Source organism: Rhodanobacteraceae bacterium, from assembly GCA_016713135.1.
Classification (GTDB): Bacteria; Pseudomonadota; Gammaproteobacteria; order Xanthomonadales; family SZUA-5; genus JADKFD01.
Window position 1 is genome coordinate 505,303 of the sequence record JADJPR010000001.1, and the last position, 24,455, is coordinate 529,757.

Annotated in this window: 19 protein-coding genes and 1 pseudogene; 15 read left to right on the plus strand and 5 right to left on the minus strand. The window is 70.2% G+C overall.

The genetic code is table 11. The annotated features are described in order from the left end of the window. Window positions 1-15: 15 nt before the first annotated feature. The 5 genes from IPK27_01880 to IPK27_01900 all read left to right on the plus strand — a co-directional run bounded on the left by IPK27_01880 (window position 16) and on the right by IPK27_01900 (window position 6,029). Window positions 16-723, plus strand: coding sequence for an ankyrin repeat domain-containing protein (locus tag IPK27_01880; protein ID MBK8066404.1), 708 nt, complete (start codon window positions 16-18; stop codon window positions 721-723). A 35-nt stretch (window positions 724-758) separates the two neighbouring features. Further along, on the plus strand, window positions 759-3,509 hold the full coding sequence (locus IPK27_01885) for a serine/threonine protein kinase (GenBank protein ID MBK8066405.1): 2,751 nt from the start codon (window positions 759-761) through the stop codon (window positions 3,507-3,509). Further along, a complete protein-coding gene (locus IPK27_01890; protein MBK8066406.1) occupies window positions 3,506-4,198 on the plus strand; it encodes an SDR family NAD(P)-dependent oxidoreductase in 693 nt (230 codons plus the stop codon). The genes IPK27_01885 and IPK27_01890 overlap by 4 nt, the downstream gene beginning before the upstream one ends. Window positions 4,199-4,545: 347 nt before the next feature. Next, the gene (alc, locus tag IPK27_01895) at window positions 4,546-5,553 is read left to right on the plus strand and encodes an allantoicase (GenBank protein ID MBK8066407.1); all 1,008 of its coding nucleotides are present in this window, start codon (window positions 4,546-4,548) and stop codon (window positions 5,551-5,553) included. Continuing rightward, window positions 5,550-6,029, plus strand: coding sequence for an ureidoglycolate lyase (locus IPK27_01900; GenBank protein MBK8066408.1), 480 nt, complete (start codon window positions 5,550-5,552; stop codon window positions 6,027-6,029). Before alc ends, IPK27_01900 begins: the two co-directional genes overlap by 4 nt. A gap of 104 nt (window positions 6,030-6,133) precedes the next feature. On the opposite strand, the gene IPK27_01905 is transcribed toward IPK27_01900, so the two are convergent. Further along, window positions 6,134-6,838, minus strand: coding sequence for a DUF3379 family protein (locus tag IPK27_01905; GenBank protein ID MBK8066409.1), 705 nt, complete (start codon window positions 6,836-6,838; stop codon window positions 6,134-6,136). Continuing rightward, window positions 6,825-7,340, minus strand: coding sequence for a sigma-70 family RNA polymerase sigma factor (locus tag IPK27_01910; protein ID MBK8066410.1), 516 nt, complete (start codon window positions 7,338-7,340; stop codon window positions 6,825-6,827). The genes IPK27_01905 and IPK27_01910 overlap by 14 nt, the downstream gene beginning before the upstream one ends. Before the next feature lie 75 nt (window positions 7,341-7,415). Here IPK27_01910 and IPK27_01915 point away from each other — a divergent pair, with 75 nt between their 5' ends. Continuing rightward, the gene (locus IPK27_01915; GenBank protein MBK8066411.1) at window positions 7,416-8,132 is read left to right on the plus strand and encodes a DUF3592 domain-containing protein; all 717 of its coding nucleotides are present in this window, start codon (window positions 7,416-7,418) and stop codon (window positions 8,130-8,132) included. A 526-nt stretch (window positions 8,133-8,658) separates the two neighbouring features. Here the strand turns inward: IPK27_01915 and IPK27_01920 are convergent. From IPK27_01920 to rsmB, 3 genes are all read right to left on the minus strand, one after another. Further along, window positions 8,659-10,785 (minus strand): HAMP domain-containing protein, encoded by a 2,127-nt coding sequence (locus tag IPK27_01920; protein MBK8066412.1) that lies wholly within the window; start codon window positions 10,783-10,785, stop codon window positions 8,659-8,661. Further along, window positions 10,782-11,324 (minus strand): DUF4390 domain-containing protein, encoded by a 543-nt coding sequence (locus IPK27_01925; protein MBK8066413.1) that lies wholly within the window; start codon window positions 11,322-11,324, stop codon window positions 10,782-10,784. The genes IPK27_01920 and IPK27_01925 overlap by 4 nt, the downstream gene beginning before the upstream one ends. 71 nt (window positions 11,325-11,395) lie before the next feature. Then, window positions 11,396-12,673 (minus strand): 16S rRNA (cytosine(967)-C(5))-methyltransferase RsmB, encoded by a 1,278-nt coding sequence (rsmB, locus tag IPK27_01930; protein ID MBK8066414.1) that lies wholly within the window; start codon window positions 12,671-12,673, stop codon window positions 11,396-11,398. A gap of 390 nt (window positions 12,674-13,063) precedes the next feature. Between rsmB and mraZ the strand changes: the two genes are divergently transcribed. From mraZ to murC, 9 genes and pseudogenes are all read left to right on the plus strand, one after another. Beyond that, window positions 13,064-13,510 carry a division/cell wall cluster transcriptional repressor MraZ gene (mraZ, locus tag IPK27_01935; GenBank protein MBK8066415.1) on the plus strand — a complete coding sequence of 149 codons (447 nt, stop codon included), beginning with the start codon at window positions 13,064-13,066 and terminating at the stop codon, window positions 13,508-13,510. Window positions 13,511-13,522: 12 nt separating this feature from the next. After that, the gene (rsmH, locus tag IPK27_01940) at window positions 13,523-14,467 is read left to right on the plus strand and encodes a 16S rRNA (cytosine(1402)-N(4))-methyltransferase RsmH (protein ID MBK8066416.1); all 945 of its coding nucleotides are present in this window, start codon (window positions 13,523-13,525) and stop codon (window positions 14,465-14,467) included. Window positions 14,468-14,469: 2 nt separating this feature from the next. Then, window positions 14,470-14,733, plus strand: a complete 264-nt coding sequence (ftsL, locus tag IPK27_01945; protein ID MBK8066417.1) for a cell division protein FtsL — start codon at window positions 14,470-14,472, stop codon at window positions 14,731-14,733. 497 nt (window positions 14,734-15,230) lie between these two features. Continuing rightward, window positions 15,231-16,748, plus strand: a complete 1,518-nt coding sequence (locus tag IPK27_01950; protein ID MBK8066418.1) for a penicillin-binding protein 2 — start codon at window positions 15,231-15,233, stop codon at window positions 16,746-16,748. Further along, window positions 16,745-18,390, plus strand: a pseudogene (locus IPK27_01955) (UDP-N-acetylmuramoyl-L-alanyl-D-glutamate--2,6-diaminopimelate ligase). Before IPK27_01950 ends, IPK27_01955 begins: the two are co-directional and overlap by 4 nt. 1,197 nt (window positions 18,391-19,587) lie before the next feature. After that, window positions 19,588-20,670 carry a phospho-N-acetylmuramoyl-pentapeptide-transferase gene (locus IPK27_01960; GenBank protein ID MBK8066419.1) on the plus strand — a complete coding sequence of 361 codons (1,083 nt, stop codon included), beginning with the start codon at window positions 19,588-19,590 and terminating at the stop codon, window positions 20,668-20,670. Further along, window positions 20,670-21,854: a putative lipid II flippase FtsW gene (ftsW, locus tag IPK27_01965; protein ID MBK8066420.1), complete on the plus strand. Its 1,185-nt coding sequence runs from the start codon at window positions 20,670-20,672 to the stop codon at window positions 21,852-21,854. The genes IPK27_01960 and ftsW overlap by 1 nt, the downstream gene beginning before the upstream one ends. Then, on the plus strand, window positions 21,851-22,921 hold the full coding sequence (murG, locus tag IPK27_01970) for an undecaprenyldiphospho-muramoylpentapeptide beta-N-acetylglucosaminyltransferase (GenBank protein MBK8066421.1): 1,071 nt from the start codon (window positions 21,851-21,853) through the stop codon (window positions 22,919-22,921). The genes ftsW and murG overlap by 4 nt, the downstream gene beginning before the upstream one ends. Window positions 22,922-22,956: 35 nt before the next feature. Continuing rightward, window positions 22,957-24,363 carry a UDP-N-acetylmuramate--L-alanine ligase gene (murC, locus tag IPK27_01975; protein MBK8066422.1) on the plus strand — a complete coding sequence of 469 codons (1,407 nt, stop codon included), beginning with the start codon at window positions 22,957-22,959 and terminating at the stop codon, window positions 24,361-24,363. Window positions 24,364-24,455 lie beyond the last annotated feature (92 nt).

Genomic DNA, 24,455 nt, shown 5'->3' on the forward strand with positions numbered 1-24,455 from the left:
CGCACCATCGTGGCAATGTCGACGCAGCACGGCAGCGGTGGAGGCGAGATGCTGGCGATGATCCCGGACGGACGCACCGACAAGGTCCACGAGCACCTCGCGGCCGGGGGCGCGGCCGACATCGAGATCGGCGGCGCCAGCCTGTTGCAGTGGTGCGCGCACCATGGCGATGTCAGCGCCCTGCGCCTGCTGCTGATGCACGGCGCACGCATCGATTCGCTCGGCGCCAACCTGGATCTCGGCGGTGCAGCTTTCCACGGTCACTGGCAACTGGTCGAGTTCCTGCTGGAGCAGGGCGCGGATCCGCGCCATGCCGATCCGGCGACTGGCGAGACCGCGCTGCACCTCGCGCTGTCGCGCGCCAACCGCCCACGGCGCTTGCGGATCGTGCGTGCGCTGCTGGCCGCGGGCGCGGACCCGAACGCGCCGACGATGGCCGGCGTGGACACTGGCGCCTTCATGCGCGATAGCCGCACGCGCGGCGAGACTCCCTTGCATCGCGCGGCCGCCTTCGCCGATGCGTCGACCATCGAGTGCCTGCTCGCGGCCGGCGCCGATCCGGCGCGTACCGACGCGCACGGCGACTCGCCCCTGTCCTGGGCCAGCTGGCACCTGCGGCCCGCCGCCGTCTTGCGATTGCTCTGTTTCGGTCCGCACCGGCTGCACCCGGACAACGACTCCAGCTACGATCACGGCCAGGGCTGGCAGCTGTCCGAACGCTGAGCCCGACGCTCGCACAACCGCGGGACCTGCGCGCCTTGAGCACCCAATCGCAATCGCAGCCGCCGACCCGTCCGACGCCCCTGCCCAGCCTCGCGGGCGTGCCGCTGACCCAGGTGGACGCCGAGCGCAGCGACACCCTCGCGGCGGAGCTGCAGGTGGGCCAGCGCATCGGGCCATTCGAGCTCAAGCGCCTGCTCGGCGCGGGCGGCATGGGCCAGGTGTTCCTCGCCGATCAGCTGCACCCGGTGCAGCGCCAGGTGGCGCTCAAGTTCATGCAGCACCGCCTCGCCAGCGACCACGCGGCGGTGCGTTTCGAGATCGAACGCCAGGCGCTGGCGCGCATGAGCCATCCGGCGATCGCCCAGGTGTTCGAGGCCGGCGCCACCGCCGACGGTTTCCCGTACCTGGCGATGGAGTACGTGCCGGGCGAGCCGATCACCAGCTATTGCCGCATCCATGGACTGGACCTGCGCGCGCGCCTGGGGCTGTTCATCGACGCCGCCCGCGGGGTGCAGCACGCGCACCAGAAGCACATCCTGCACCTCGACCTGAAGCCGGCCAACCTGCTGGTCAGCGAGGTGGATGGCAAGCCGCATCCGAAGATCATCGACTTTGGCCTGGCGGTGTCGGCCGTGCGCATTCCCGGCCAACGCAACAGTTTCGCGCTGGCCGGCACGCCGGGCTACATGAGTCCGGAGCAGGCGGGTGTGCGCTATGGGCCGGTCGAGGCGGACGTCGATGCGCGCAGCGATGTCTACGCGCTCGGCGTGGTGCTGTACCAACTGGTGGCCGGCGCGCCGCCCTTCCTCGCCAGCCAGTTCAGCGAGAGCAGCAGCGAGGAGCTGCGGCGGCACTTCGACCAGCATCCGGTGATGCCGCCGAGCGAACGCCTGCGCCTGACCGACGATCCACGCGGCGCGCGCGATGTTGCCGGCGACCTCGATGCGATCGTCGCGCGCGCCATGCATCGCGAGCACGATGCGCGCTACGAGTCGGTGGCGGAGCTGGTGGACGAGCTGCAACGCTGGCTGGAGCACCGCCCGGTGCGGGCCCGACCGGTCACGCGCACCCACCGCGCGCGGCTGTACCTGCGGCGCAACCGGCTGCAGGTCGGGGTAGCGAGCGCCTTGACCCTGACGCTGGCGGCGGGCTTCGCGACCGCCACCTGGGGCTTGCTGCAGGCGCGCCAGGAGCGCGACCTGGCGGCCGCACGCCAGCACGAGCTGGAGCGTGTCAGCGAGTTCCAGCAATCGATGCTGAGCGGACTCGATCCGGCGCAGCTCGGCCTGTCGCTGAAGGCCAGCTTGCAGCAGCAACTGGCGGCCTCGCTGAAGGGCAACCCCGAGGCGCCCGCGCGCCTGACCGAGTTCGAACGCTCCCTGGCGCTCGCCAACCCCACCGAGGCCGCACGCCAGCTGATCGACACGCAGCTGTTGCGACGCGGGCTGCAGGCGGTCGCCAGTGAGCTGGCCGATCAACCGCAAGTGGCCGCGGAGCTGCGCATCGCCATCGCCAACGCTTACCTTGCCGCGGGCGCCTACGCGGCCGCACTCGATGCCGCGGACCTGGCCCTCGCTGACCTCGCACCTCTGCTCGGCCCGCACCATCCGAAACCCCTGTCGGCGCGCTTGTTGCGCGCCCAGCTGATGAAGCAACTCGGACGCGGGCGCGAGGACCTGCCCGCACTGGCTCGGCTCATCGCCGACGCTCGCGAGGCCGGCGAAGCGGGTGCCCAGGTGGCGCTGGATGCGGGAATGCTGCAATCCGAAACCCGCGCACTGGAGATGGGCGAACTGGCGGACGGCGTGCGCATGGGTGCGGACCTGCTGAAGGCCTACGAGGCACGCTTCGGTGCCGATGCGCCCGAGACGATTGCGGCGCTGCAAGTGCAGGCGGCCCTGGTGGCGCGCAAAGATGGTCACGCCGCCGCGACACCCTTGTTCGAACGCGCGATGGCTGCGCTCGAACGGCGTCTCGGCGAGCAGAGTCCGCGTACCATCGCGGCGATCGAACTGCTCGGCAACAACCTGGGAATGCAGGGCGAGTTCGCGCGCGCGCTTCCGCTGCACCGGCGCGCCGCCGAGCTGCGCCGGCAGGTGCAGGGCGACCAGCACCCGCAGACACTGCAGGCGCGCAACAGCCTGGCGATCACACTCTCGCGGACCGGGGAGTTGGCGCCGGCGATCAAGATTGCACGCGAGGTCCTCGAACTGCGCACCCGCTCGCTCGGGCGCGATCATCCGCAGACCCTGCGCAGCATGCTCAACCTCGGTGCCTTCCTGGCCCACGCGGACGACATCGAAGGCGCCGCCGCGATCACGCGCGAGTGCTACGAGCGGCGCAAGGCGGCGCTCGGGCCGGACAATCCGGATGTCTACACCGCCGGCCTGAACCTGGCCGACTTCGAGATCATTCGCGGCAAGGCCAGCGAAGGGCTGCGCCTGGCCGAGGAGGCCCATGCGCAGCGCTCACGCCTGCTCGGGCCCGACCACGGAGACACGCTTGTCGCGGAGGGATTGCTCGGCCGCGCACTGGCCGCCGCCGGCGAGTATCGCCGGGCGATCCCGTTGCTCGAAGCCACCGTTGCCGACGCCGAAGAGAGCGAGCGAGCGCAGGCCATGGCCGCCTGGTACCTCGCGCTGGCCTATCGTGGCGTCGGGCGTGCAGCCGAAGCACAGGCACTCATCCACAGCCGCACGGCCGGCCTGTTCGAAGCCACCCACGACGAGCTGAATCCGCCCGAGCGCCATGCGCTGGCGCAACTGAAGGAGTACCTGAAGCAATGACCTGGCTCGTTACCGGCGCCAGCCGCGGCCTGGGCCGCGAACTGGCGTTACAACTGGCCGAGCGCGGCTTCGCGGTGCTCGCCTGCGCGCGGGACGCTGCCGCGCTGGCCGGGATGGCGGCGCACCCCTCCGGGCGCATTCGCGCGTTGCCGCTGGACCTCGGCGACGCCGCCGCACTGACACCCGCGCTGCACGCGGCGCTACACCAGGTGGAGCGGGTCGACGGCGTGATCAACAACGCCGGGATCGGCAGCTACAAGCCATTCGCCGACCATTCCGAGGCCGAACTGCGGTCCATCCTGCAGGTCAACCTCGGCGCGGTGATGCAGATCTGCCACGCGGTGCTGCCGCGGATGCGCGCGCAAGGCGCCGGGTACATCGTCAACATCGGCTCCGACCTCGCGCGCCGGCCGCTCGCCAACATGGCCGCGTACGTGGCCAGCAAGCATGGCCTCGCCGGCTTCAGCCACTCGCTGCTGCGCGAGGTCAAGGACGCCGGCATCAAGGTCAGCCTGGTCAACCCAGGGATCATCGACACCGGCTTCGGCGGCGGCATCGAAGGCAGCCGCGACCCCGCCGCCAGCCTGCATCCCGCCGCGCTCGCGCGGCTGATCCTGGACAGCGTGCTGCAGCCCGGCAGCGTGCTGGTGGATGAGCTGACGGTGCATCCGCTCGGGCAGGAATTCTGACGGGGCCGCGGTTGCTTATGAAACAAAAGACATTTATCCGCAAAGGACGCAAAGGACGCAAAGTAGAGCCAAATCGCTTACCGGATATGCGGGGCATGGGGATGCTGCGCAACCCAGGAGGCTTCTGCCTTCATTGCGTCCTTTGCGGACCAAAGAGCGGGCATGGGTACGCGACAGTTTGATGCGCGAATGAGCGCATCGGTAGGAAGACTGGGACTCGCACAGGTCTGCCGGGGTGCGAGCTTCGCAACAACCAACAACCAACAACCAACAACCAACAACCGGCCCGTCACCATTCGCCTGCCCGCGGGGCGATACTGGCCAGTCAACTCACCACACGAACCGCCATGGCCCTGCACCCCGTCGATCCCGATGCGCCCGCGTTCACCCGTCGCTTCGTCAACCTCGCCGATGCGCGCCTCGGGGCGCAGGCGCTGATCGCCAGCGATGATTTCTTCGCCGACAAGCAGCGCATGCTGAATCCGGAGCCGGCGCAGTTCATCCCCGGCAAGTACGACGACAACGGCAAGTGGATGGACGGCTGGGAGAGTCGGCGCAAGCGCGGTCCGGGGCACGACTGGTGCGTCGTGCGCCTGGCGCGGCCCGGGGTGATCGTCGGAGTCGATCTCGACACCAGTCACTTCACCGGCAATTTCCCGCCCTCGGCGTCGATCGAAGGGCGCGATGCGCAGCACGTCGAGCCCACCGCGGACGGCGACTGGTTCCCCTTGCTCCCCGCGGCCAACCTGGGTGGCAACCGGCACCACTACTTCTCCCTCGACGGCGCGCGCCGCTGCACCCATGTGCGCGTCAACCTGTACCCCGATGGCGGGCTGGCGCGGCTGCGCCTGTACGGCGTGCCCGAGTTCGACGCCGCCCCCGATGGCGACGGCCTGGTCGACCTGGTGTCGGCGATGAACGGCGGCACCGTGGTGGCCGCCAACAACGAGCATTTCGGCCTCGCCTCGGCGCTGCTGCTGCCCGGTCGCGGGGTCAACATGGGCGATGGCTGGGAGACCCGCCGCCGCCGCGAGCCGGGCCACGACTGGTGCGTGCTGGCGCTGGCGCGGCCGGGCACCATCGAGGCGGTCGAGGTCGACACCGCGCACTTCAAGGGCAATTTCCCCGACCGCTGCTCGCTCCAGGCCGCGATGGTCGCCGGCGGCACGCCCGAATCACTGGTGACTCAATCGATGTTCTGGCCAACGCTGCTGCCCGAGCACAAGCTGCAGGCCGACCACCAGCACCACTACCGTCGCGAACTGCTGCAACTCGGCGCCGTGAGCCATGTGCGCTTCAACATCCACCCCGATGGCGGCGTTTCGCGCCTGCGCCTGCGCGGGCGGCCGGCGTGAGCGCGCGGCTGGCAGTCGAGTCGCTGACGCCGGAGGCCTTCGCGCCCTTCGGCGAGGTGATCCACGCCGAGGCCGCGCGCAAGGTGTTTCCGATCAACCAGGGCACCACCACGCGCTTCCACGCGCTGGCCAGGGTGGACCTCGATGGCGGCGTCGCCGCGATCAGCCTGGCGCGCGCCCAGCCGCAGGCGCTACCGCTGCCGATCCGCATGCTCGAGCGCCATCCGCTCGGCAGCCAGGCCTTCGTGCCGCTCGGCGCCGTGCGCTGGCTGGTCGTGGTTGCGGAATCACCGCAGCACATCCCGCGCGCCTTCCTCGCCGACCGCGGCCAGGGCGTGCAGTACCACCGCGGCTGCTGGCACCACCCGCTGATCGCGCTCGATGCCGGTGGCGACTTCCTCATCGTCGACCGCGTGGGCCCGGGGGGGAATTGTGAGGAGGCACAGTTGGCGCGGGAGTGGTGGCTGGAGGGATGAGAGCAGGTGTTGGTTGTTGGTGTTGGTATTGGTTGAAGCGAAAGGCCCGCACGCCGCTCCTTCCAACACCAACACCCACCAACAACCCATACCAACACCGCTCTTCACAAGCCCGCCACCGCCTCGCCGCCGGCCTCATGCCAGGCGTGCTCGATGCGGTCGAAGTCGCGGTTGCTTTCGGCCAGCAGCACGAGTGCGCCGTTCGCATAGGGCAGGGTGCGCACGGCGACCATCTCGTAGCGCGTGTCGATGCGCTCCGTGCGCTCGCCCGGCACGTACATCACGGTCACCGGACCCTGGCTGCCGGACATCACCATGTGCACCGACATGCGCGCGCCGAGCGGGCAGCGGTTGAGGTAGGTCAGGGCGAGCCGATCCGGCGCAAGCCGCAGCCCGGCTTCAGCGAACATGCGCCCCACCAGCGCCGGCGGGACCCGTTCGGTGCGGGTCAGTGCGTAGGGCTCATGCGACAGGTGTTCGACGCTGTCGCCAATCAGTCCTTGCCCGCCGGCCGGCGCGCGCAGCCAGGACCAGCCGAGCAGCGCGCTGAGCAGCAGCGAGGCCGCCAGCGCCAGCGGCCACCAGCGCCGCGGCGATGGCGCGGATCGCGCGGGAAGCGCGGCGATCACGCGCTCAGCCAGGCCGGCCGGCACCGGCACCGCCAGCGCCGCGTCGATCCGCTGTTCCAGCGCCAGCGCCTCGGCCAGCCGCTGCGGTGCGTCGTCGCACACACGTTGTTGCGCCGCATCCGCCATTCCCGGCGTGCGCGGGTCGATCAGCAACTGACGGCGGAACTCAGAGCAATCCATGCACCTTCCCCTGCACCTCGCCGCGCATCACCGCGCCAAGCTTGGCGCGTGCGCGGAACAGCTGGGTCATCACCGCCGAGGCCGTGATGCCGAGTTGCTGTGCGATCTCCTCGCAACTGAAACCGCCGACCAACTGCAGCAGCAGCGGCTCGCGGTACTTCTCCTCGATGCCGGCGATCGCCTCGCGCATCTGCTGGATCTCGCTCAGCTCGTGCGCGCTCGGATTGTCGCGGTCCTCCACCACCACGTCGGCGATATCGTCCAGCGGCGGCGTCTTGCGTTCGAACTGGCGCGCGTGTTCGCGCCGCACGATGGTCATCAGCCAGGCCTTTGCGGCCTTTTCGTCGCGCAAATCGGCCAGCGAACGCCAGGCGCGCAGGAAGCTCTCCTGCACCAGGTCCTGCGCCTGCGCCTCGTTGTGGCACAGCCACCAGGCGAAACGGTACAGCTCCGGCGACAGTCGGCGGACCAGCTGGTCGAATTCGGCGCGTTTGGCAGTCATGAGACTCCAGACCGGTCTGCGCAGCGATGGCTTTCGTAGACTAAGGTGACTTTCCCCGCGGCGCGTGCCTGCACCATGAATGTCTCCCGCCTGTTCATCCTGGTGTTCGGCTTGGTCGGCCTGGGCATGGGTATTGCCGATTTCTACATCGTGCGCAACCTGCTGGCCTTCCGCGCCGAAGCGGTGCAGGCCGAGGGCACGGTGGTCGGCTTCGTCACCAGCCGCGGCAGCAAGGGCGGCACGATGTACTCGCCGCGGGTGCGCTACGACATTCCGGCGCCCGAGGGCGGCATCGCCGCCAGCCACGAGATCCGCGGCAGCGTCAATTCCTCCAGCCGCGGCTACGACATCGGCGACAAGGTCGTCGTCTACTACAGTCCGCAGCAGCCGGAAGAGGGGCGCATCGGCAGCTTCATGGAGCAGTGGTTCCTGCCGCTGATCTTCAGCCTGTTCGCGCTGGTCTTCGGCGGCGTCGCCGCCGGCTTCCTGGTGTCCGAGATCCGCCGCGCGCGCATGTACGCCTGGCTCGAGCACAGCGGCATGACCATCCAGGCGCGCATCAGCGAGGTCGACAAGAACTACAACCTGAAGGTCAACGGCCGCTCGCCCTGGGTCATCCGCGCGCAATGGCAGCACCCGGTGACCCAGGCGGTGCATGTCTTCGAGAGCGAGAACCTGTGGTACGACCCCACCCAGTTCATCGGCGAGCGCAAGGACATCCCGGTGCGCGTGGATGCCGACGATCCGAAGCGCAACCGGGTGGACATCGGGTGGCTGCCGAAGAAGGCGTGAGGCGGGTGGAGCGGGGGAAGTGAAGCGGGGCAGGGGAAATGGACTAGCGCTCTGAGGCGCCTTGAGGTGGTGTGGATCCAGGTGGCGGCGGCGCGAAACCTGCGCGCGATCCTTCACCCCACTGTTGTCCATGACAGAAGCGTGGTGCAGGTCCCTGCCCCTTGCCGCGCTTCACCTCACCCCCTATACCCGCGGGGCAGGGGAAATGGACTGGCGCCTGAAAAGCCCCGAGGTGGTGTGGGTCCAGGCGGTGGCGTGAATACGTGCGCACCGGATCCTTCGCCCCACTTTGATCCATCACCGAAGCCCAGTGCAGGTCCCCTGCCCCTTGCCGCGCTTCACCTCACCCCTTCACCCTCGGGGCAGGGGAAATGGACTGGGGCCCGGATGGGCCTTGAGGCGGTGCGGGTCCAGGCGGTGGCGTGAATACGTGCGCACCGGATCCTTCGCTCCACTTTGATCCATCACCGAAGCCCGGTGCAGGTCCCCTGCCCCCTGCCCCGCTTCACCTCCCGCCACTTCTCCACTACAGCGGAAACCGCACCCTGAACCTCGCGCCGCCGTCGCTCATGTTGTCGACGCGGATGTGGCCGCCGTGTTCCTCGACGATCTTCTTGACGATCGCGAGCCCGAGGCCGGTGCCCTTGGTCTTGGTCGTGGTGTAGGGCTCGAACAAGCGGTCACGCAGGCTGTCGGGGATGCCGGGGCCGTGGTCGCGGACGTCCAGTTCCAGGTAGTTGCGGCTGCCTTCGGCGGCGCCGTGCAGAGAGACGTCCACCTGGGCGCGGCCGTCCGTTTGCGCTTCCTCGGCGTTGCGCAGGAGGTTGTGCAGCAACTGGCGCACGCGGCCGATGTCGGCGCGCACCGGTGGCTCGTCCTCAGGCGTGCGCAGGCGGATGTCCACACGCGCGGTGTCGCCGCTGTAGAGGTCGACCACTTCGCGGATCACCTTGGACAGGCGTACCGGCTTGAGTTCCAGCCGCGGCGGCCGCGCGTAGTCGCCGAAGGCGTTGACCATCGCCTTGAGCGCCTCGACCTGGGCGACGATGGTGTGGGTGGAGCGGTCGAGCACCTCGCGGTCGGCCTCCGGCAGGCGTTCGAGGAACTTGCGGCGCAGGCGTTCGGCGGCGAGCTGGATCGGGGTCAGTGGATTCTTGATCTCGTGCGCCAGCCGGCGCGCGACCTCCGACCAGGCCGAATCGCGGGTGGCGCGGGCGTATTCGGACTCGTCGTCGAACACCAGCACCAGGCCGCCGACCTCGCCGTCGCCGCCCGGCAGCCGCGCGCCGCGCAGCAGCAGGCGCTGCTCGACCTGGCCGCGCTGCACCCGCACTTCCTCGCGCCAGTCGCCGGGCTCGCGCGCGAGCGCCTCGACCAGTCGCTGCACCAGCGGCTGCAGCGGCGGATCGGCCTTGCCCAGGCGCTCGATCGGCAGTCCGTTCCACGGCGACAAATCGACGCCGAGGATTTCCTGCGCCGACCCATTGGAGGTGCGCAGGCGCCCGGCGCCATCCAGGCTGAGCACGCCCGACGAGATGCGGTCGAGCACGCCCTCGAAATAGCGCCTGCCGGCTTCGGCATCGCCCGCGGCCCGCAGCAGGCGCTGGTTGGCCTCGTCCAGCTCGCGCGCCATCTGGTTGAAGGCGCGCGCCAGCCCGCCGAGCTCGTCGTCGGTCAGCTCCGGCACGGTGATGCGGTAGTCGCCCTGCGCCACCGCGCGGGTGGCTTCCACCAGCCGCCGCAGCGGATCGACCAGCCCGCGTGCGAGCGCGAAGGCAAGGTAGAGCGCGAACAGCACCGCGGCGATCAGGACCACCGAGAGCACCACCGACAGGGTGTACTTGAGCGCGCCGCGCAGGAAGGCGAGCTGCTGGTAGTCGTAGTAATGCCGCTCGATTGCCTGCGCCAGCGTCGCCACTTCGTTGTCGAGCGCGAAGCGGCCGAGCAGCAGCTCGTCGCGCCCGGGCAGGTCGTACAGCGCCAGGATCGTCAGCACCTCGCCGCTGCGGTCGATGCTGGAGGCCTCGCCGCCATTGCGCGCGGCGCGCCACAGCCCGTCCTCGGGCTGGCTCGGTGCGAGGAAGCGCGGATCCGCGGTGGCGCGCGCGAGCAGGCGCCGCTGCGGGTCGTAGATCGCCAGTTCCAGGGCGTCCAGGTCGTCGAGCGCCTCGGCCAGGCCGGCGTCGTCGGCACCGGCCTCGGCATTCTCGATGCGCCGTCCGTGCAGCCGCAGGCGCGCCACCACCTGCTCCTGCGACAGGTCCAGCGCGCGCCGCGCCACGGTCAGGCTGTCATCCAACGCCGCGGCGACATCGACCCGGAACCAGCCGTCCACCGCGCCGTGCACGAAATGCAGCGCGAACACGAACAGCATGCCCAGCGGCGGCAGCACCAGCAGCGCCAGCCGCTTGAGCAAGCGCCACGACAGGCGCGCGCCGGGTGCCCGGCTGCGCACATCGCGCGCCAGGCGCCAGGCCTCCAACGCCAGCGACCCGAGCAGCAGCGCCAGCGCCATGCCCATCGCGGCCAGCACGAAGTTCCACTCGCTGCCCATCGCCGGACCCACGTCCGCATCGCGCCCCGACAGGTACACCGCGCCGATCGCGAGCACCGCGAGCGCGAGCAGCGGCAGGGCGCGTTTCCAGAGGTTCATGGCGGGGAAGCGAGAAGCGGGGCAGGGGGCAGGGGGCAGGGGGATGGATCACGGTGCGAAAACCGGGTCTCGAGGCGCGCCGGGGCGAATTCCGGGTCGAACTGGTCGACCGCCGTGGGCCGCACCCCCTGTCCCCTGCCCCGTGCCCCGCTCTCCAGCTCCCGCCACCCGCTATCGAAATCCCAATCCCCATCGACCAGCGCCTGCAACCGGAGCGGCGCCGGCAGCGCTGCGGGGTTCAGGCGCACGCGCACGCGGCCGCCGCAGTCGCCCTGGCAGGGTGGGTCGCCTTCAAAGCGCAGGCGCGCGTTTTCCATTGCCGAGAGCAGCGAGTTGCGCAGGGCGAAGGCCTGCGGCGGGTCGGTGCCCTGCGCCAGTTGGTAGCTGCGCAGCAGGGGCGAGAAGCGCAGCGCCAGCGGCTGGCGCAGGCGGCGGCCATCGGCCAGTTCCCAATCGACGTCGAAGGCCAGCACCAGGCCCGCTTCGAGCGCGTCGGTGGCGCGGGCGCCGAGTTCCACCTGCATTGAGAGCTGCAGCACGGGCGCACTGCTGGCGACCGACTCGGCGCGACGGATCGACAGGTTTTGCGCCTGGAGCGCGCCGGCCGCGGTCAGGCCGAGCGTTCCAGCGAGGCATAGAAGAATCCGTCGCAGTCCTGCGCGCCGCTCGCCAGTTGCAGCCCGGACCCGGTGTCGCGAAAGCCGGGCAGCGCCAGCGGCAGCACACGCGCGTCGGGCGTGCGCCGGCAGAAGGCCTCGATCTGGGCCTGGTTCTCGGCGGAGAGGATGGAACACGTGGCGTAGGTTAGACGTCCGCCGCGGGCGAGCAAAGGCCAGAGTGCATCGAGCAGCCGCGCCTGCTGCGCGGCGAGCTGGGCCACGTCGCCCGGGCGCCTGAGCAGTTTGATGTCCGGGTGCCGCCGGATCACCCCGGTGCCGGTGCAGGGCGCGTCGATGAGGATGCGCTCGAAGGGCCTGGCGTCCCACCAGCCGGCCGGGCGTGCGGCATCGGCGATACGCACCTGCGCGTCCACGCGACAGCGCGCCAGGGTCTGGCGCAGGCGTTCGCCGCGCTGTGCATCGACCTCCAGCGCGAGCACCTCGAGCCCGGCCACGCGCTCGGCCAGCGCCGCGGTCTTGCCGCCCGGCGCGGCGCAGGCATCCAGGACGCGCATGTCCGGCTGCGGGGCCAACGCCTCGACCACCCACTGCGCCGCGGCATCCTGCACCGAGACCCGCCCTTCGGCGAACCCGGGCAGGCGCTCGACCGCCACCGGTTGCTCCAGGCGCAGCGCGCATGCGGGCGCTTCCGGCGCGCTCGTGGCGATCCCCAGGGCAGCCAGCTCCGCCTGGTAGGCCTCGCGCGCGCCGCTGCGTGGATCCACCCGCAGCCACATCGGGCCGGGCTGGTTGCCCGCCGCACACAGCGCATCGACTGAGGATGGCCAGTCGCGGCGATAGTGCTCCAGCAGCCAGCGCGGATGCTCCAGCCGCACCTCGTCGTCGCCGGCGATGGCCGCTTCCAGAGACTCGCGCTCGCGCAGGAAGCGCCGTAGCAGCGCGTTGACGAAACCGGCGGCGCCGGCCTCGATCGCGCGCGCCGCCGCCACGCTCTCGCCGACCGCGGCATGCGGCGGGGTCGCCAGGAAGCGCAATTCAGTCAGCGCCGCGCGCAGCAGCGCGGCGATCGCCGGCTTGGGTGCGCGCTGGCACAGTCGCGCAACCAGCGCACTCGCGGAATAGTGATGGCGCAGGCTCTGGTACAGCAGCGCACGCGCGAATCCGAGGTCGCGCTCACCACCCTGCAGGGTGGTCAGCGCCACATCCAGCGATTGGCCGCCGGCGACGGCGCGTAGCGCCTGGGCGACCTGGGCGCGGATGGGTGGCATGCCTGGGGGTTCTCTGTGGGTGCCGGGGGAGGGGATGTTAGGGCCGATCGGGTGTGCGCAGCGCGCTGAGATCCAGCCGCAGCGGGCTGGCCGCGGATTGGCTACGGCGACCCAGGCCAGGGAGACGGCTGGAGTCTGCCCGCACGCTGCCCGAACTGTGCGGCAGCTCCCACTACCATTCGTCGCCACGGATCGGCCGGTGCAGAGATCACCAAGCTCGGCCCCAGGGATGTCCTTTCGCCAATTCAATCACTTAGAGCACTTTCCTCGAATCTACCTCAATATCGTTAAGTGCTTGTCCCACAAGGGGTTTTCCTTGACCCTTCAACGCACCGGCCGTAGAGTGGTGATACATGGTGAATTGTGGGTTTTTGTGGGGAGAGGTGGCGGGTGTTCTACGGCGAGTCCACGGTGGCGATCGACGACAAGGGGCGGCTTGCCATCCCGACGTCGTACCGTGAGCAGCTGTCGGCACTCTGCGCCAACTGCCTCGTGGTCACCTACAACCCCTTCGAGCGCGAGTGTCTGTGGCTGTTTCCGCGGCCGGAGTGGGAGCGGATGCGCGACCAGGTGATGCAGCTGTCGAGTTTCAATGCGGCGCACCGCGACCTGCAGCGCAAGCTGGTGGGTGCGGCGGCGCACGTGGAACTGGATGGCAACGGCCGCTTCGTGCTGCCGCACACCGCACGCCAGGTCGCGGCGCTGCAGAAGCAAGGCGTGCTGCTTGGCATCGGTTCGCGTTTCGAGCTGTGGAGCGAATCGGCCCAGCGCGCGCGGCTGGAGCAGCCGATCGACGACAAGGACATCAGCGACGACATGCGGCAGCTGCGTTTCTAAGGGGCCGCCGAGATGACGCTGATGGAGACAAAGAGGGCTGGAAGCGCTGCCACCGGCCACCGGCCGGTGATGCTGGAGCAGGCGCTGGACGCCCTCGCGGTGAAAGCGGAGGGCCGATACGTGGATGCCACTTTCGGCCGCGGCGGGCATAGCCGGGCGCTGTTCACGCGCCTGGGCCAGGAGGGGCGGCTGGTGGCATTCGATCGCGATCCGCAGGCGGTGGCCGCGGGCCAGCAACTGGCTGCGGAAGACGCGCGCTTCGAAATCCGTCGCGGCAATTTCGCCGATATCGCCGATGCGCTGACCGCGGGCAGCGTCGACGGCATCCTGTTCGACTTCGGCGTGTCTTCGCCGCAACTGGACCAGGCCGAACGCGGCTTTTCCTTCCTGCGCGATGGGCCGCTCGACATGCGCATGGATCCGGAGACTGGCGTCAGCGCCGCGCAGTGGCTGGCGTCGGTGTCCGAGGCCGAGCTCGCGGAGGTGCTGTCGAGCTACGGCGAAGAGAAGTTCGCGCGGCGGATCGCGCGCGCCATCGTCGCCAGGCGCGCGGAGCAGCCGTTCACCCGCACGGTGGAGCTGGCTGACTTCATCGCCAGCGTGCTGCCGAAGAATTTCGACGGCATCCATCCGGCCACGCGCGCCTTCCAGGCGATCCGCATCGCGGTCAATGACGAACTCGGCGCGGTCGAGCGCGGCCTGGCGGCTGCGCACACGCTGCTGGCGCCGCACGGGCGGCTGGTGGCGATCAGCTTCCATTCGCTGGAGGACCGCATCGTCAAGCAGTTCATCCAGCTGCGCTCGCGCCAGCCGCAGGGCTCGCGCCGCCTGCCGCCGGCGCAGGCAGCCACCCTGACCCTGCGCGACCTCGGCCGTGAACGCGCCAGCGAGGAAGAGGTCGCGGCCAATCCGCGCAGCCGCAGCGCGGTGCTGCGCATCGCGGAGCGCCTCGCATGAGCCTGGGGCGCATCCTGCTCGGATTGATGCTGGCTGCGGTGATCGGCAGCGCGATCGCGCTGGTCTACGCGCGCCACGAGAACCGCGTGCTGTTCTTCAAGCTGGAACGGCTCAACGCCGAGCGCGACGAGCTGAACATCGAGTGGGGCCAGCTGCAGCTGGAGCAATCGACCTGGGCCGACGCCCATCGGGTCGAGCAGGTCGCCACGCGCGATCTGCTCATGCAGTTCCCGGCGCCGGCCGACATCGTGGTGGTGGCGCCATGAAGCCGCGCCTGCGTCCGCCCAACTACCGCCTGCGGCTGCATGTCGTGGTGATGGTGCTGGTGCTCGCTGCCACCGGGCTGATCGGCAAGGCGCTCGCGGTGCAGATCCTGGGCAAGGACTTCTACCAGGCCCAGGGCGACGCGCGGCATCTGCGCACGGTCACCATTCCGGCCTACCGCGGCATGATCAGCGACCGCAACGGCGAGCCGCTGGCAGTGTCGACCCCGGTAGTGTCGCTGTGGGCGGACCCGCGCGACCTGCTGGCCAACGGCCCGGAGCGCGTGCCCGAGCTGGCGCGCGAGCTCGGCATCGACGAAGAGCCGCTGATGCAGCGCCTGGTGCAGCGCGCCGAGTCCGAGTTCGTCTATCTCAAGCGCCACATGAGCCCGCAGGACGCGGACCAGATCATCAACCGCACGGCCGAGCTGGACGCGCAAGGCCGCATCGTCAGCGCCGGCGAGTCCTTCGCTGCGATGCTCGGCAGCGCGCCGGAAGCGCTGGTCGGGCAGACCCTTGCCGAGCGCTTGCGCTGGCCGGAAGACAAGGACCGGCTCAAGGCGACGCTCGAAGGGCGCGTGCGCGGCCACGAGGGGCCGGTCGAGGTCGCGGGGCACCCAGGCAAGTGGCGCATCTCGCTGAGTGCGAAGCGCGCGGACGGCGAGGTTGCCGGCGTATCGGTGGTGATCGCGATCCCGGGAGTGCACGCGCAGCGCGAGTTCCGCCGCTACTACCCGGCGGGCGAGGCGCTGGCGCACGTGATCGGCTACACCGACATCGACGACCGCGGCCAGGAGGGCCTGGAACTGGCCTTCGAGGACTGGCTGGCGGGCAAGCCCGGCACCAAGCGCGTGCTGCAGGACCGCCGCGGGCACCGAGTCGAGGACATCGATCTGATCGAGGCCGAGCAGCCGGGCAAGGACCTGGTGCTGAGCATCGACCGCCGCATCCAGTACCTCGCCTATCGCGAACTGAAGGCGGCGATTGCCGAGCACGGCGCTTCGTCCGGTTCGGTGGTGGTGATCGACGTGCCCACCGGCGAAGTGCTGGCGATGGTCAACCAGCCGAGCTACAACCCGAACCAGCGCGACCGCCAGCGCGGGTCGACGGTGCGCAATCGCGCCGTCACCGATGTGTTCGAGCCGGGCTCAACGATCAAGCCCTTCACCGTGACTGCGGCGCTGGAAAGCGGCAAGTTCACCCCCGAGACCAAGGTCGAGACCTCGCCGGGCCAGATCGCGATCGGCACCTACCTGGTCAAGGACATCCGCAACTTCGGTCTGCTGGACGTCACCGGCATCATCACCAAGTCGAGCAATGTGGGCTCGATCAAGCTCGGCCGCGAAATCGACAGCGAGGCGCACTACGACGTGCTGCGGCGCTTCGGCTTCGGCGCGATCACCGGCTCCGGCTTCCCCGGCGAGTCGCCTGGCGTGCTGCCGGATTATCGTCGCTGGGGCCCGGTGGAGAAGGCGGCGCTCTCCTACGGCTACGGCCTGTCGGTGACGCCGCTGCAACTGGCCACGGCCTATGCCGCGCTGGCCAACGGCGGGCGCGTGCGCGCGCCGACCTTCGTCAAGGGCGGTGCCAATCCCGAAGCTTCGGTGATCGACCCGGCGCTCGCGGACAGCGTGCTGGCGATGCTGGAAACGGTCACCGGCCCTGCCGGTACCTCGCGCCAGGCCGCGGTGCCGTACTACCGCGTCGGCGGCAAATCCGGTACTTCGCGCAAGGCCGGTGGTGGCGGCTACCAGGACAAGCGCTACATCTCGCTGTTCGCGGGGCTCGCGCCAGTGTCGGCTCCGCGCCTGGCCTGCGTGGTCGTGATCAACGACCCGAGCGGCGGCGTCTATTACGGCGGCCTGATCTCGGCGCCGGTGTTCGGCCGCGTCATCGGTGGTGCGTTGCGCCTGATGGACGTTCCGCCGGACAGTCCGTTGCTGATGGAAGCCGCGCGCAGCATGGAAGAGGAAATCGAGGCGGCCGCAGAATCCGTCGGGGAGCCGGCCACGCCATGAGTGCGCTGACCCTCGGCACCTTGCTGGACGAACTGCACATCGTGGCGACCGGCCGCCATCCGGCGGCGCTCGCGTTGCCGCTGACCGGCGTGGCGCTGGACACCCGCGAGCTGCGCCCCGGCGATGTGTTTCTCGCCCTGCGCGGTGCCAGCGACCATGGCTACTGGCACGCCGCGCGCGCCATCGAGGCCGGCGCCGCGGCGATCCTGGCGGAGGCGCCGCTGCCGACCGACGCGACGCTCCCCACCGCGGTGCCGGTGCTGGTGGCAAACGAACTGCGTCCGCGCATGGCGGCGATCGCCGAGCGTGTCTACGGGGCGCCGAGCGCAGCGCTCGACGTCATCGGCGTCACCGGCACCAACGGCAAGACCTCGACCGTGCAGTTCATCGCCCAGGGCGCCGCGCTGCTCGGGCGCCGCCCGGCCACCCAGGGCACCCTGGGCGCGGGGCCGCTCGGCCAGTTGGTCCCGGGTCAACGCACCACGCCGGACATCTGCGCCACCCAGCGCTTCCTCGCCGACATGCGCAGCGCCGGCATCGACACCGTCGCGATGGAGGTTTCCTCGCATGCGCTGACCCAGGGCCGGGTCGAACGTGTGCAGTTCGATGTCGCGGTCTATACCCAACTCAGCCGCGATCACCTCGATTACCACGGCGACATGGAGAGCTATTTCGCGGCCAAGGCCCGCCTGTTCGACTGGCCGGGGCTGGCTGCCGCGGTGATCAATCTCGATTGTCCCTGGGGCCGCCGGCTGGTGTCGATGACGCGCGCGCCGGTGATCGGCTACAGCGCGGCGGGCGACCCGGGCGCGCACCTCGCCGCCGAGGACCTGGCGCTGGAGCACGACGGCATGCGCTTCACGCTGTGCTGCGATGGCGAGCGCATCCCGGTGCATACCCAGCTGGTCGGCCGTTTCAATGTCGACAACCTGCTGGCCGCCTGCGCTGCGCTCCGCGCACTCGGCGCCACGCCGGCGCAACTCGCGCAGATCGTGCCGCAACTGCAGCCAGTCCCGGGGCGCATGAACCGCCTCGGCGGCGGCGCCTTTCCGCTGGTCGTCGTCGACTACGCCCACACCCCGGACGCGATCGCCAAGGCGCTGGCGAGCCTGCGCGAGCACGCGCCGCGCCAGCTGACGATCGTGTTCGGCTGCGGCGGCGAGCGCGACCGCGGCAAGCGCCCGCAGATGGCGGCGGCGGCCGAGGCCGCTGCCGACCGTGTCATCCTGACTGACGACAACCCGCGCGGCGAAGATGGCGACCGCATCATCGCCGACACCCGCGCCGGCCTGCGCCGCCCGGGGCTGGTGCTGGTCGAGCGCGATCGCCGCCGCGCGATCGAGCGCGCCATCGGCGAGGCCATGCGCGGCGACATCGTGCTGATCGCCGGGCCGGGGAGGGCCACGAGGCCGGGCAGGGCGCCGGCCGCGTGCTGCCCTTCGACGACCGCAAGGTCGCCCGAGGAATGCTGCCCGGCAGCGGAGGGCGGCATGAAGGCCCTCGCCTCCAAAGTGGCGCAATGGTGCGGCGGGCGCCTGGTCGGCGAGGACGTGGTGCTGACCGCGGTCGGCCAGGATTCGCGCACCTTGCAACCGGGGGCGCTGTACGTGGCGCTCAAAGGCGAGCACAGCGACGGGCATGACCATGTGGCCAAGGTGGTCGGGCACGCCGGCGCGGTGTTGGTGGCGCGCGAACTGCCGCTGGCGGTCCCGCAAATCGTGGTGCGCGACACCCTCGCCGCGCTGCAGACGCTGGCACGCGCCTGGCTGGAGATGCTCGATGTGCGCCGCGTGGCGCTGACCGGCAGCAACGGCAAGACCACCACCAAGGCGCTGACCGCCACCATCCTCGCGCAGGTCGGTCCCACCTGGGCCACGCCGGGTAACTACAACAACGAGATCGGTGTGCCGCTTACCGTGCTCGGGCTGCGCAGCGCGCACCAGTACGCGGTGATCGAGATGGGCTGCGGCAAGCCCGGCGACATCGACGAGCTGACGCGCATCGCCCCGCCGCATGCGGGTGCGATCACCAACATCGCGCCGGCGCACCTGGAACGCCTCGGCAGCGAGCAGGGCGTGGCCGAGGCCAAGGCCGGCATCTACCGCGGCCTGACGGCCGACGGCATCGCCGTGATCAACGCCGACGACACCTGGGCGCACTATTTCCGCCGCCAGGCCGGCAAGCACCGGGTGATCGACTTCGCCATGGACGGCCCGGCCGCGGTGCGCGCCGAGGCGGTCGAGATCGGTCTGCGCTCGCGCTTCCGCCTGTGCACGCCGTCCGGTAACGCGGATATCGAACTTCCGCTGCCGGGCCGGCATGGCGTGATGAACGCGCTCGCCGCAAGTGCGCTCGCGCTGGCCGTGGATGCGCCGCTGGCGGCGATCGCCGCGGCACTGGCGAACGCCGAGGCGGTGGCCGGGCGCCAGCGCCGGGTGCAGATCGACGGCGGCACGCTGTACGACGACAGCTACAACGCCAACCCCGGCTCGCTGACCGCGGCGATCGACACCCTGGCGCTGGAGCGCTCGCCGCGCTGGCTGGTGCTCGGCGACATGGCTGAACTCGGGCCCAAGGCGCCCGCGCTGCATGCGCGTTGCGGCGCGCTGGCCAAGGCGCGCGGGATCGACCGGCTGTACGCGGTGGGCCCGATGTCGCTGGCTGCCGCCGACGCTTTCGGCGATGGCGCGCAGCACTACGCGCAGGTCGAGACGCTGATCGGCGAGCTGCGGACGCAATGGCAACCGGGCGTCACCGTGCTGGTCAAGGGATCGCGCTCGGCGCGCATGGAAAGGGTGGTCGAGGCCTTGACCGGCGGCAGCCACGGAGGACACCACTGATGCTGCTCTGGCTTGCCGAATGGCTGCGCGATTTCTACAGCGCGTTCAACGTCTTCAATTACATCACGCTGCGCGCGATCCTGTCGGCGCTGACCGCGCTGGCGCTGTCGCTGTGGCTCGGCCCACGCCTGATCCGCTCGCTTACCGAGAAGCAGATCGGGCAGACCATCCGCAAGGACGGCCCGCAGTCGCACCTCTCGAAGGCAGGCACGCCGACCATGGGCGGGCTGCTGATCCTGATGGCAGTGGCGGCGGCCACCCTGCTGTGGGCGGACTGGCACAACCGCTACGTGTGGATCGTGCTGGGCGTGCTGATCGCCTATGGCTTCATCGGCTGGATCGACGACTACCGCAAGCTGGTGCTGAAGGACAGCCGCGGTCTGCCGGCGCGCTGGAAGTATCTGCTGCAATCGCTGTTCGGCGCCGCCGCCGCGGTGCTGCTGTACACCACCGCGGACACCCCGGCCGCGACCGCGCTGTACGTGCCCTTCTTCAAGACCGTCGCGATCCCGCTCGGCGCGGCCTTCATGATCGTCGCCTACTTCTGGATCGTCGGCTTCTCCAACGCGGTCAACCTCACCGATGGTCTGGACGGGCTGGCGATCATGCCGACCGTGCTGGTCGCCGGCGCACTTGGCATTTTCGCCTATGCCTCGGGCCACGCCGAGTTCGCCAAGTACCTCGGCATCCCGCGCATCCCGGGCGCCGGCGAGCTGACCATCGTGTGCGCGGCGCTGGCGGGCGCGGGCCTGGGCTTCCTGTGGTTCAACACCTACCCGGCGCAGGTGTTCATGGGCGACATCGGCGCGCTCGCCGTCGGCGCCGTGCTCGGCACCATCGCCGTGATCGTGCGCCAGGAACTGGTGCTGGTGATCATGGGCGGCATCTTCGTGCTCGAAACGCTGTCGGTGATCCTGCAGGTGGCCTCGTTCAAGCTCACCGGCAAGCGCATCTTTCGCATGGCGCCGCTGCACCACCACTTCGAGTTGAAGGGCTGGCCGGAACCGCGCGTGATCGTGCGCTTCTGGATCATCAGCGTGGTGCTGGTGCTGATCGGCCTCGCGACCTTGAAGGTGCGCTGATGGCTGCCGTCCTGCAAGCCCGCAAACTGCCCGCAGCGCCCAAGGTGGCGCTGGATCCCTGGCTGGCGGTCAGCGCGCTGGCGCTGGCTTCGATCGGGGTGGTCATGGTCTCGTCGAGCTCGATCGCGATCGCCGAAGAGATGCATGTCGGTCCGTTCTACTTCCTGACCAAGCACCTGATCTTCCTGGTGCTGGGCAGCAGCCTCGGATGGATCGCCTACCGCGTGGACCTCGAGTGGCTGAAGCAGTATTCGCAGGTGATGATCCTCGGCGGCTTCGTGCTACTGCTGCTGGTGTTCCTGCCCGGCATAGGCGTGACCGTGAAGGGCGCACGCCGCTGGATCAACCTGGGGCTGGCCAATTTCCAGGCGGTCGAGGCGGTCAAGCTGTTCCTGATCGTCTACCTCGCCGGCTACTTCGTGCGCCACCAGGAAACCCTGCAACACAGCCTGCTCGGCGTGATCAAGCCGCTGGTGGTGGCCGGCGCGCTGATCGGATTGCTGCTGGCGCAGCCGGACTTCGGCGGTGCGCTGCTGCTGATGGCGATCGCCGGCGGCATGGTCTGGCTGGCCGGCGGCTCGGCGCGCCACCTGATGGGAATCCTGCTGATCGCGGTGCCGGTGATGGTGCTCGCGGCACTCGCCGAGCCCTATCGCATGCGCCGGCTGTTCTCCTTCATGGATCCCTGGGCGGATCCCTTCGACGGCGGCTTCCAGCTGACCCAGGCGCTGATCGCGGTCGGCCGCGGTGAATGGTTCGGCGTGGGCCTGGGTGAATCGGTACAGAAACTGTTTTACCTGCCCGAGGCGCACACCGACTTCATCCTCGCGGTGATCGCCGAGGAGCTCGGCTTCGTCGGCATCCTGGTCATCATCGCGCTGTTCGCGGTGTTCACCGGGCGCGCCTTCCAGCTCGGGATCGAGGGCTTGCGCCAGGGGCGCGCCTTCGAGGCCTACCTGGGCTATGGCATTGCGCTGTGGTTTGCGATGCAGGCGGCGATCAGCATCGGCGTCAACATCGGCGCGCTGCCGACCAAGGGCCTGACCCTGCCGCTGATCAGCTCCGGCGGCTCCAGCGTGATCATGAGCTGCGTCGCCGTCGGCCTGCTGCTGAAGGTCAGCGCGGCGCTGCGCGAGCCGCGCACCCTGGGTCCGGGCGAAGGCGTCGGCGGGGTGGTCCGATGAGCGCGCCGGTGCTGGTGATGGCGGGTGGCACGGGCGGGCATGTATTCCCGGGCCTCGCGGTGGCCGCGAGCCTGCGCGAACAGGGCATTCCGGTGGTCTGGCTCGGCGCCGAGGGCGGCATGGAGCAGACCCTGGTGCCCAAGCACGACCTGCCGTTCGAGGCGATCCGCGTCAGCGGCGTCCGCGGCAAGGGCTGGGCGAAGAAACTGCGCCTGCCGCTGGACCTGGCGCGTGCCTTCTGGCAGGCGCGCCAGGTGCTCAAGCGCCTGAAGCCGCGCAGCGTGCTGAGCATGGGCGGTTACGCCGCCGGTCCCGGCGGCCTGGCTGCCTGGTGGCTGCGCCGGCCGCTGGTGGTGCACGAACAAAACAGCATCCCGGGGATGACCAATCGCGCCCTGGCCAGGCTCGCGCAGCGGGTCTACACCGGATTCCCGACAGCCTTCCCCGGTCGCGGCCAGTGGGTCGGCAATCCGGTGCGCAGCGCCATCGCCAGCCTGCCGCCGCCGGCCGAGCGCATGGCCGGCCGCAGCGGCCCGCTGAAACTGCTGGTGATCGGCGGCAGCCAGGGCGCCGCGGCGCTCAACCGGCTGCTGCCGCAGGCGCTCGCGCAGATCCCGGCGGACCAGCGCCCGCAGGTGTGGCACCAGTGCGGCCAGCGACTGTACGACGACGCCTTGCTCGGCTATCGCAAGGCCGGCATCGAGGCGCGTGTGGTGCCCTTCATCGACGACATGGCGGCAGCCTACGCCTGGGCCGATATGTGCCTGTGCCGCGCCGGCGCGCTGACCCTGGCGGAGCTGACCGCGGCGGGACTCGGCGCGCTGCTGGTGCCGTATCCGCACGCGGTGGACGACCACCAGACCGCGAACGCGCGCTGGCTGACCGAGGCGGGCGCCGCCGAGCTGATGCCCGAGGCCACGCTCGACGCGGCGACCCTGACCGCCCGCCTGCAGGCGCTCTCCGCCGACCGCGCCCGCCTGCTGGCGATGGCCGAGGCGGCGCGCGCCCAGACGCGCGTGGACGCCGCGGAAACGGTAGCGAACGGATGCCTGGAGGTGGCCCGATGAGCATCGCCGCGCGTTTCCGTCCGGGCCAGGATTCGATGCGCGCCTTCCGTCGCGTGCACTTCATCGGCATCGGCGGCTCGGGCATGAGCGGCATCGCCGAGGTGATGCACAACCTCGGCTATGCGGTGAGCGGCTCGGACCAGTCGGACACCGGCGTGACCCGGCGCCTGGCGGATCTGGGCATCCGCGTCTGCCGCGGCCACGCCGACTCGGCGCATGTCGCCGAGGTCGATGTGGTCGTGGTGTCGAGCGCAATCCGCAGCGACAACCCCGAGCTGGTCGCCGCCCGCGCGCGGCGCCTGCCGGTGGTGCCGCGCGCCGAGATGCTGGGCGAGCTGATGCGCTTCCGCCGCGGCATCGCGGTCGCCGGGACCCACGGCAAGACCACCACCACCAGCCTGATCGCCAGCGTGCTTGCGGAAGGCCAGCTCGACCCGACTTTCGTCATCGGCGGACGCCTGAACAGCGCCGGCACGCACGCGCGCCTCGGCGCCGGCGAGTACCTGGTCGCCGAGGCCGACGAAAGCGACGGCTCCTTCCTGCTGCTGCAACCGGTGATGGCGGTGGTCACCAACATCGATGCCGACCACCTGGAAAACTTCGGCGGCAGCTTCGCGCGCCTGAAGCAGGCTTTCGACGACTTCCTCCACCGCATGCCCTTCTACGGCCTCGCCGTGCTGTGCGCCGACGATGCCGAGACCCGCGCGCTGGCAGCGCGCAGCCCGCGCGCGGTGCGCACTTACGGATTCGCCGCGGACGCCGATGTGCGCGCCTCGGACCTGCGCCAGGAAGGCAACCAGATGCAGTTCCTGCTGCACCTGCCGGACGAGGCGCCGATCGCCGCGACGCTGAATCTGCCGGGCCGCCACAACGTGCAGAACGCCTGTGCGGCGGCCGCGATCGCGCTCGAGATCGGGGTCGATCCGGGCACCATCGTGCACGGCCTGGCGCGCTTCGGCGGCGTCGGCCGGCGCTTCTCGATCCACCATGACCTGCCGATCGATGCCGGCAGCGTGATGTTCGTCGACGACTACGGCCATCACCCGCGCGAGCTGCGCGCGGTGATCGAGGCTGCGCGCGGGGGCTGGCCGCAGCGGCGCCTGGTGCTGGCTTTCCAGCCGCACCGCTACACCCGTACGCGCGACCTGCTCGACGACTTCGCCGAGGTCCTGAGCCTGGCCGATGTGGTCGTGCTGAGCGAGGTCTACAGCGCCGGCGAGGCGCCGATCGCCGGCGCCGACGGCCGCGCCCTGGCGCGCGCCGTGCGCACACGCGGGCGAGTCGACCCGGTGTTCGTGCAGCACCCGCGCGAACTCTGCAATGTGCTGCCGGACCTGCTGCGCGACGGCGACCTGTTGCTGCTGCAGGGCGCCGGCGACATCGGCGCGGTGGCCACCGAACTCGAACAGCGCGGGCATTTGCGCAGCGGGGGTGCGGCATGAACCATCACCTCGAATCCGCGACTGTGCCGGCGCAATGGTGCGGCGAGTACACGAGCTGTTTGATGTCCGCAAAGGACGCAAAGGACGCAAAG

Coding starts and splice junctions, on each gene's coding strand:
- IPK27_01880 (MBK8066404.1), top strand. CDS start 16: ATGTCGACGCAGCACGGCAGCGGTGGAGGCGAGATGCTGGCGATGATC.
- IPK27_01890 (MBK8066406.1), top strand. CDS start 3,506: ATGACCTGGCTCGTTACCGGCGCCAGCCGCGGCCTGGGCCGCGAACTG.
- alc (MBK8066407.1), top strand. CDS start 4,546: ATGGCCCTGCACCCCGTCGATCCCGATGCGCCCGCGTTCACCCGTCGC.
- IPK27_01905 (MBK8066409.1), bottom strand. CDS start 6,838: ATGGATTGCTCTGAGTTCCGCCGTCAGTTGCTGATCGACCCGCGCACG.
- IPK27_01910 (MBK8066410.1), bottom strand. CDS start 7,340: ATGACTGCCAAACGCGCCGAATTCGACCAGCTGGTCCGCCGACTGTCG.
- IPK27_01915 (MBK8066411.1), top strand. CDS start 7,416: ATGAATGTCTCCCGCCTGTTCATCCTGGTGTTCGGCTTGGTCGGCCTG.
- IPK27_01920 (MBK8066412.1), bottom strand. CDS start 10,785: ATGAACCTCTGGAAACGCGCCCTGCCGCTGCTCGCGCTCGCGGTGCTC.
- rsmB (MBK8066414.1), bottom strand. CDS start 12,673: ATGCCACCCATCCGCGCCCAGGTCGCCCAGGCGCTACGCGCCGTCGCC.
- rsmH (MBK8066416.1), top strand. CDS start 13,523: ATGACGCTGATGGAGACAAAGAGGGCTGGAAGCGCTGCCACCGGCCAC.
- IPK27_01960 (MBK8066419.1), top strand. CDS start 19,588: ATGCTGCTCTGGCTTGCCGAATGGCTGCGCGATTTCTACAGCGCGTTC.
- ftsW (MBK8066420.1), top strand. CDS start 20,670: ATGGCTGCCGTCCTGCAAGCCCGCAAACTGCCCGCAGCGCCCAAGGTG.
- murG (MBK8066421.1), top strand. CDS start 21,851: ATGAGCGCGCCGGTGCTGGTGATGGCGGGTGGCACGGGCGGGCATGTA.
- murC (MBK8066422.1), top strand. CDS start 22,957: ATGCGCGCCTTCCGTCGCGTGCACTTCATCGGCATCGGCGGCTCGGGC.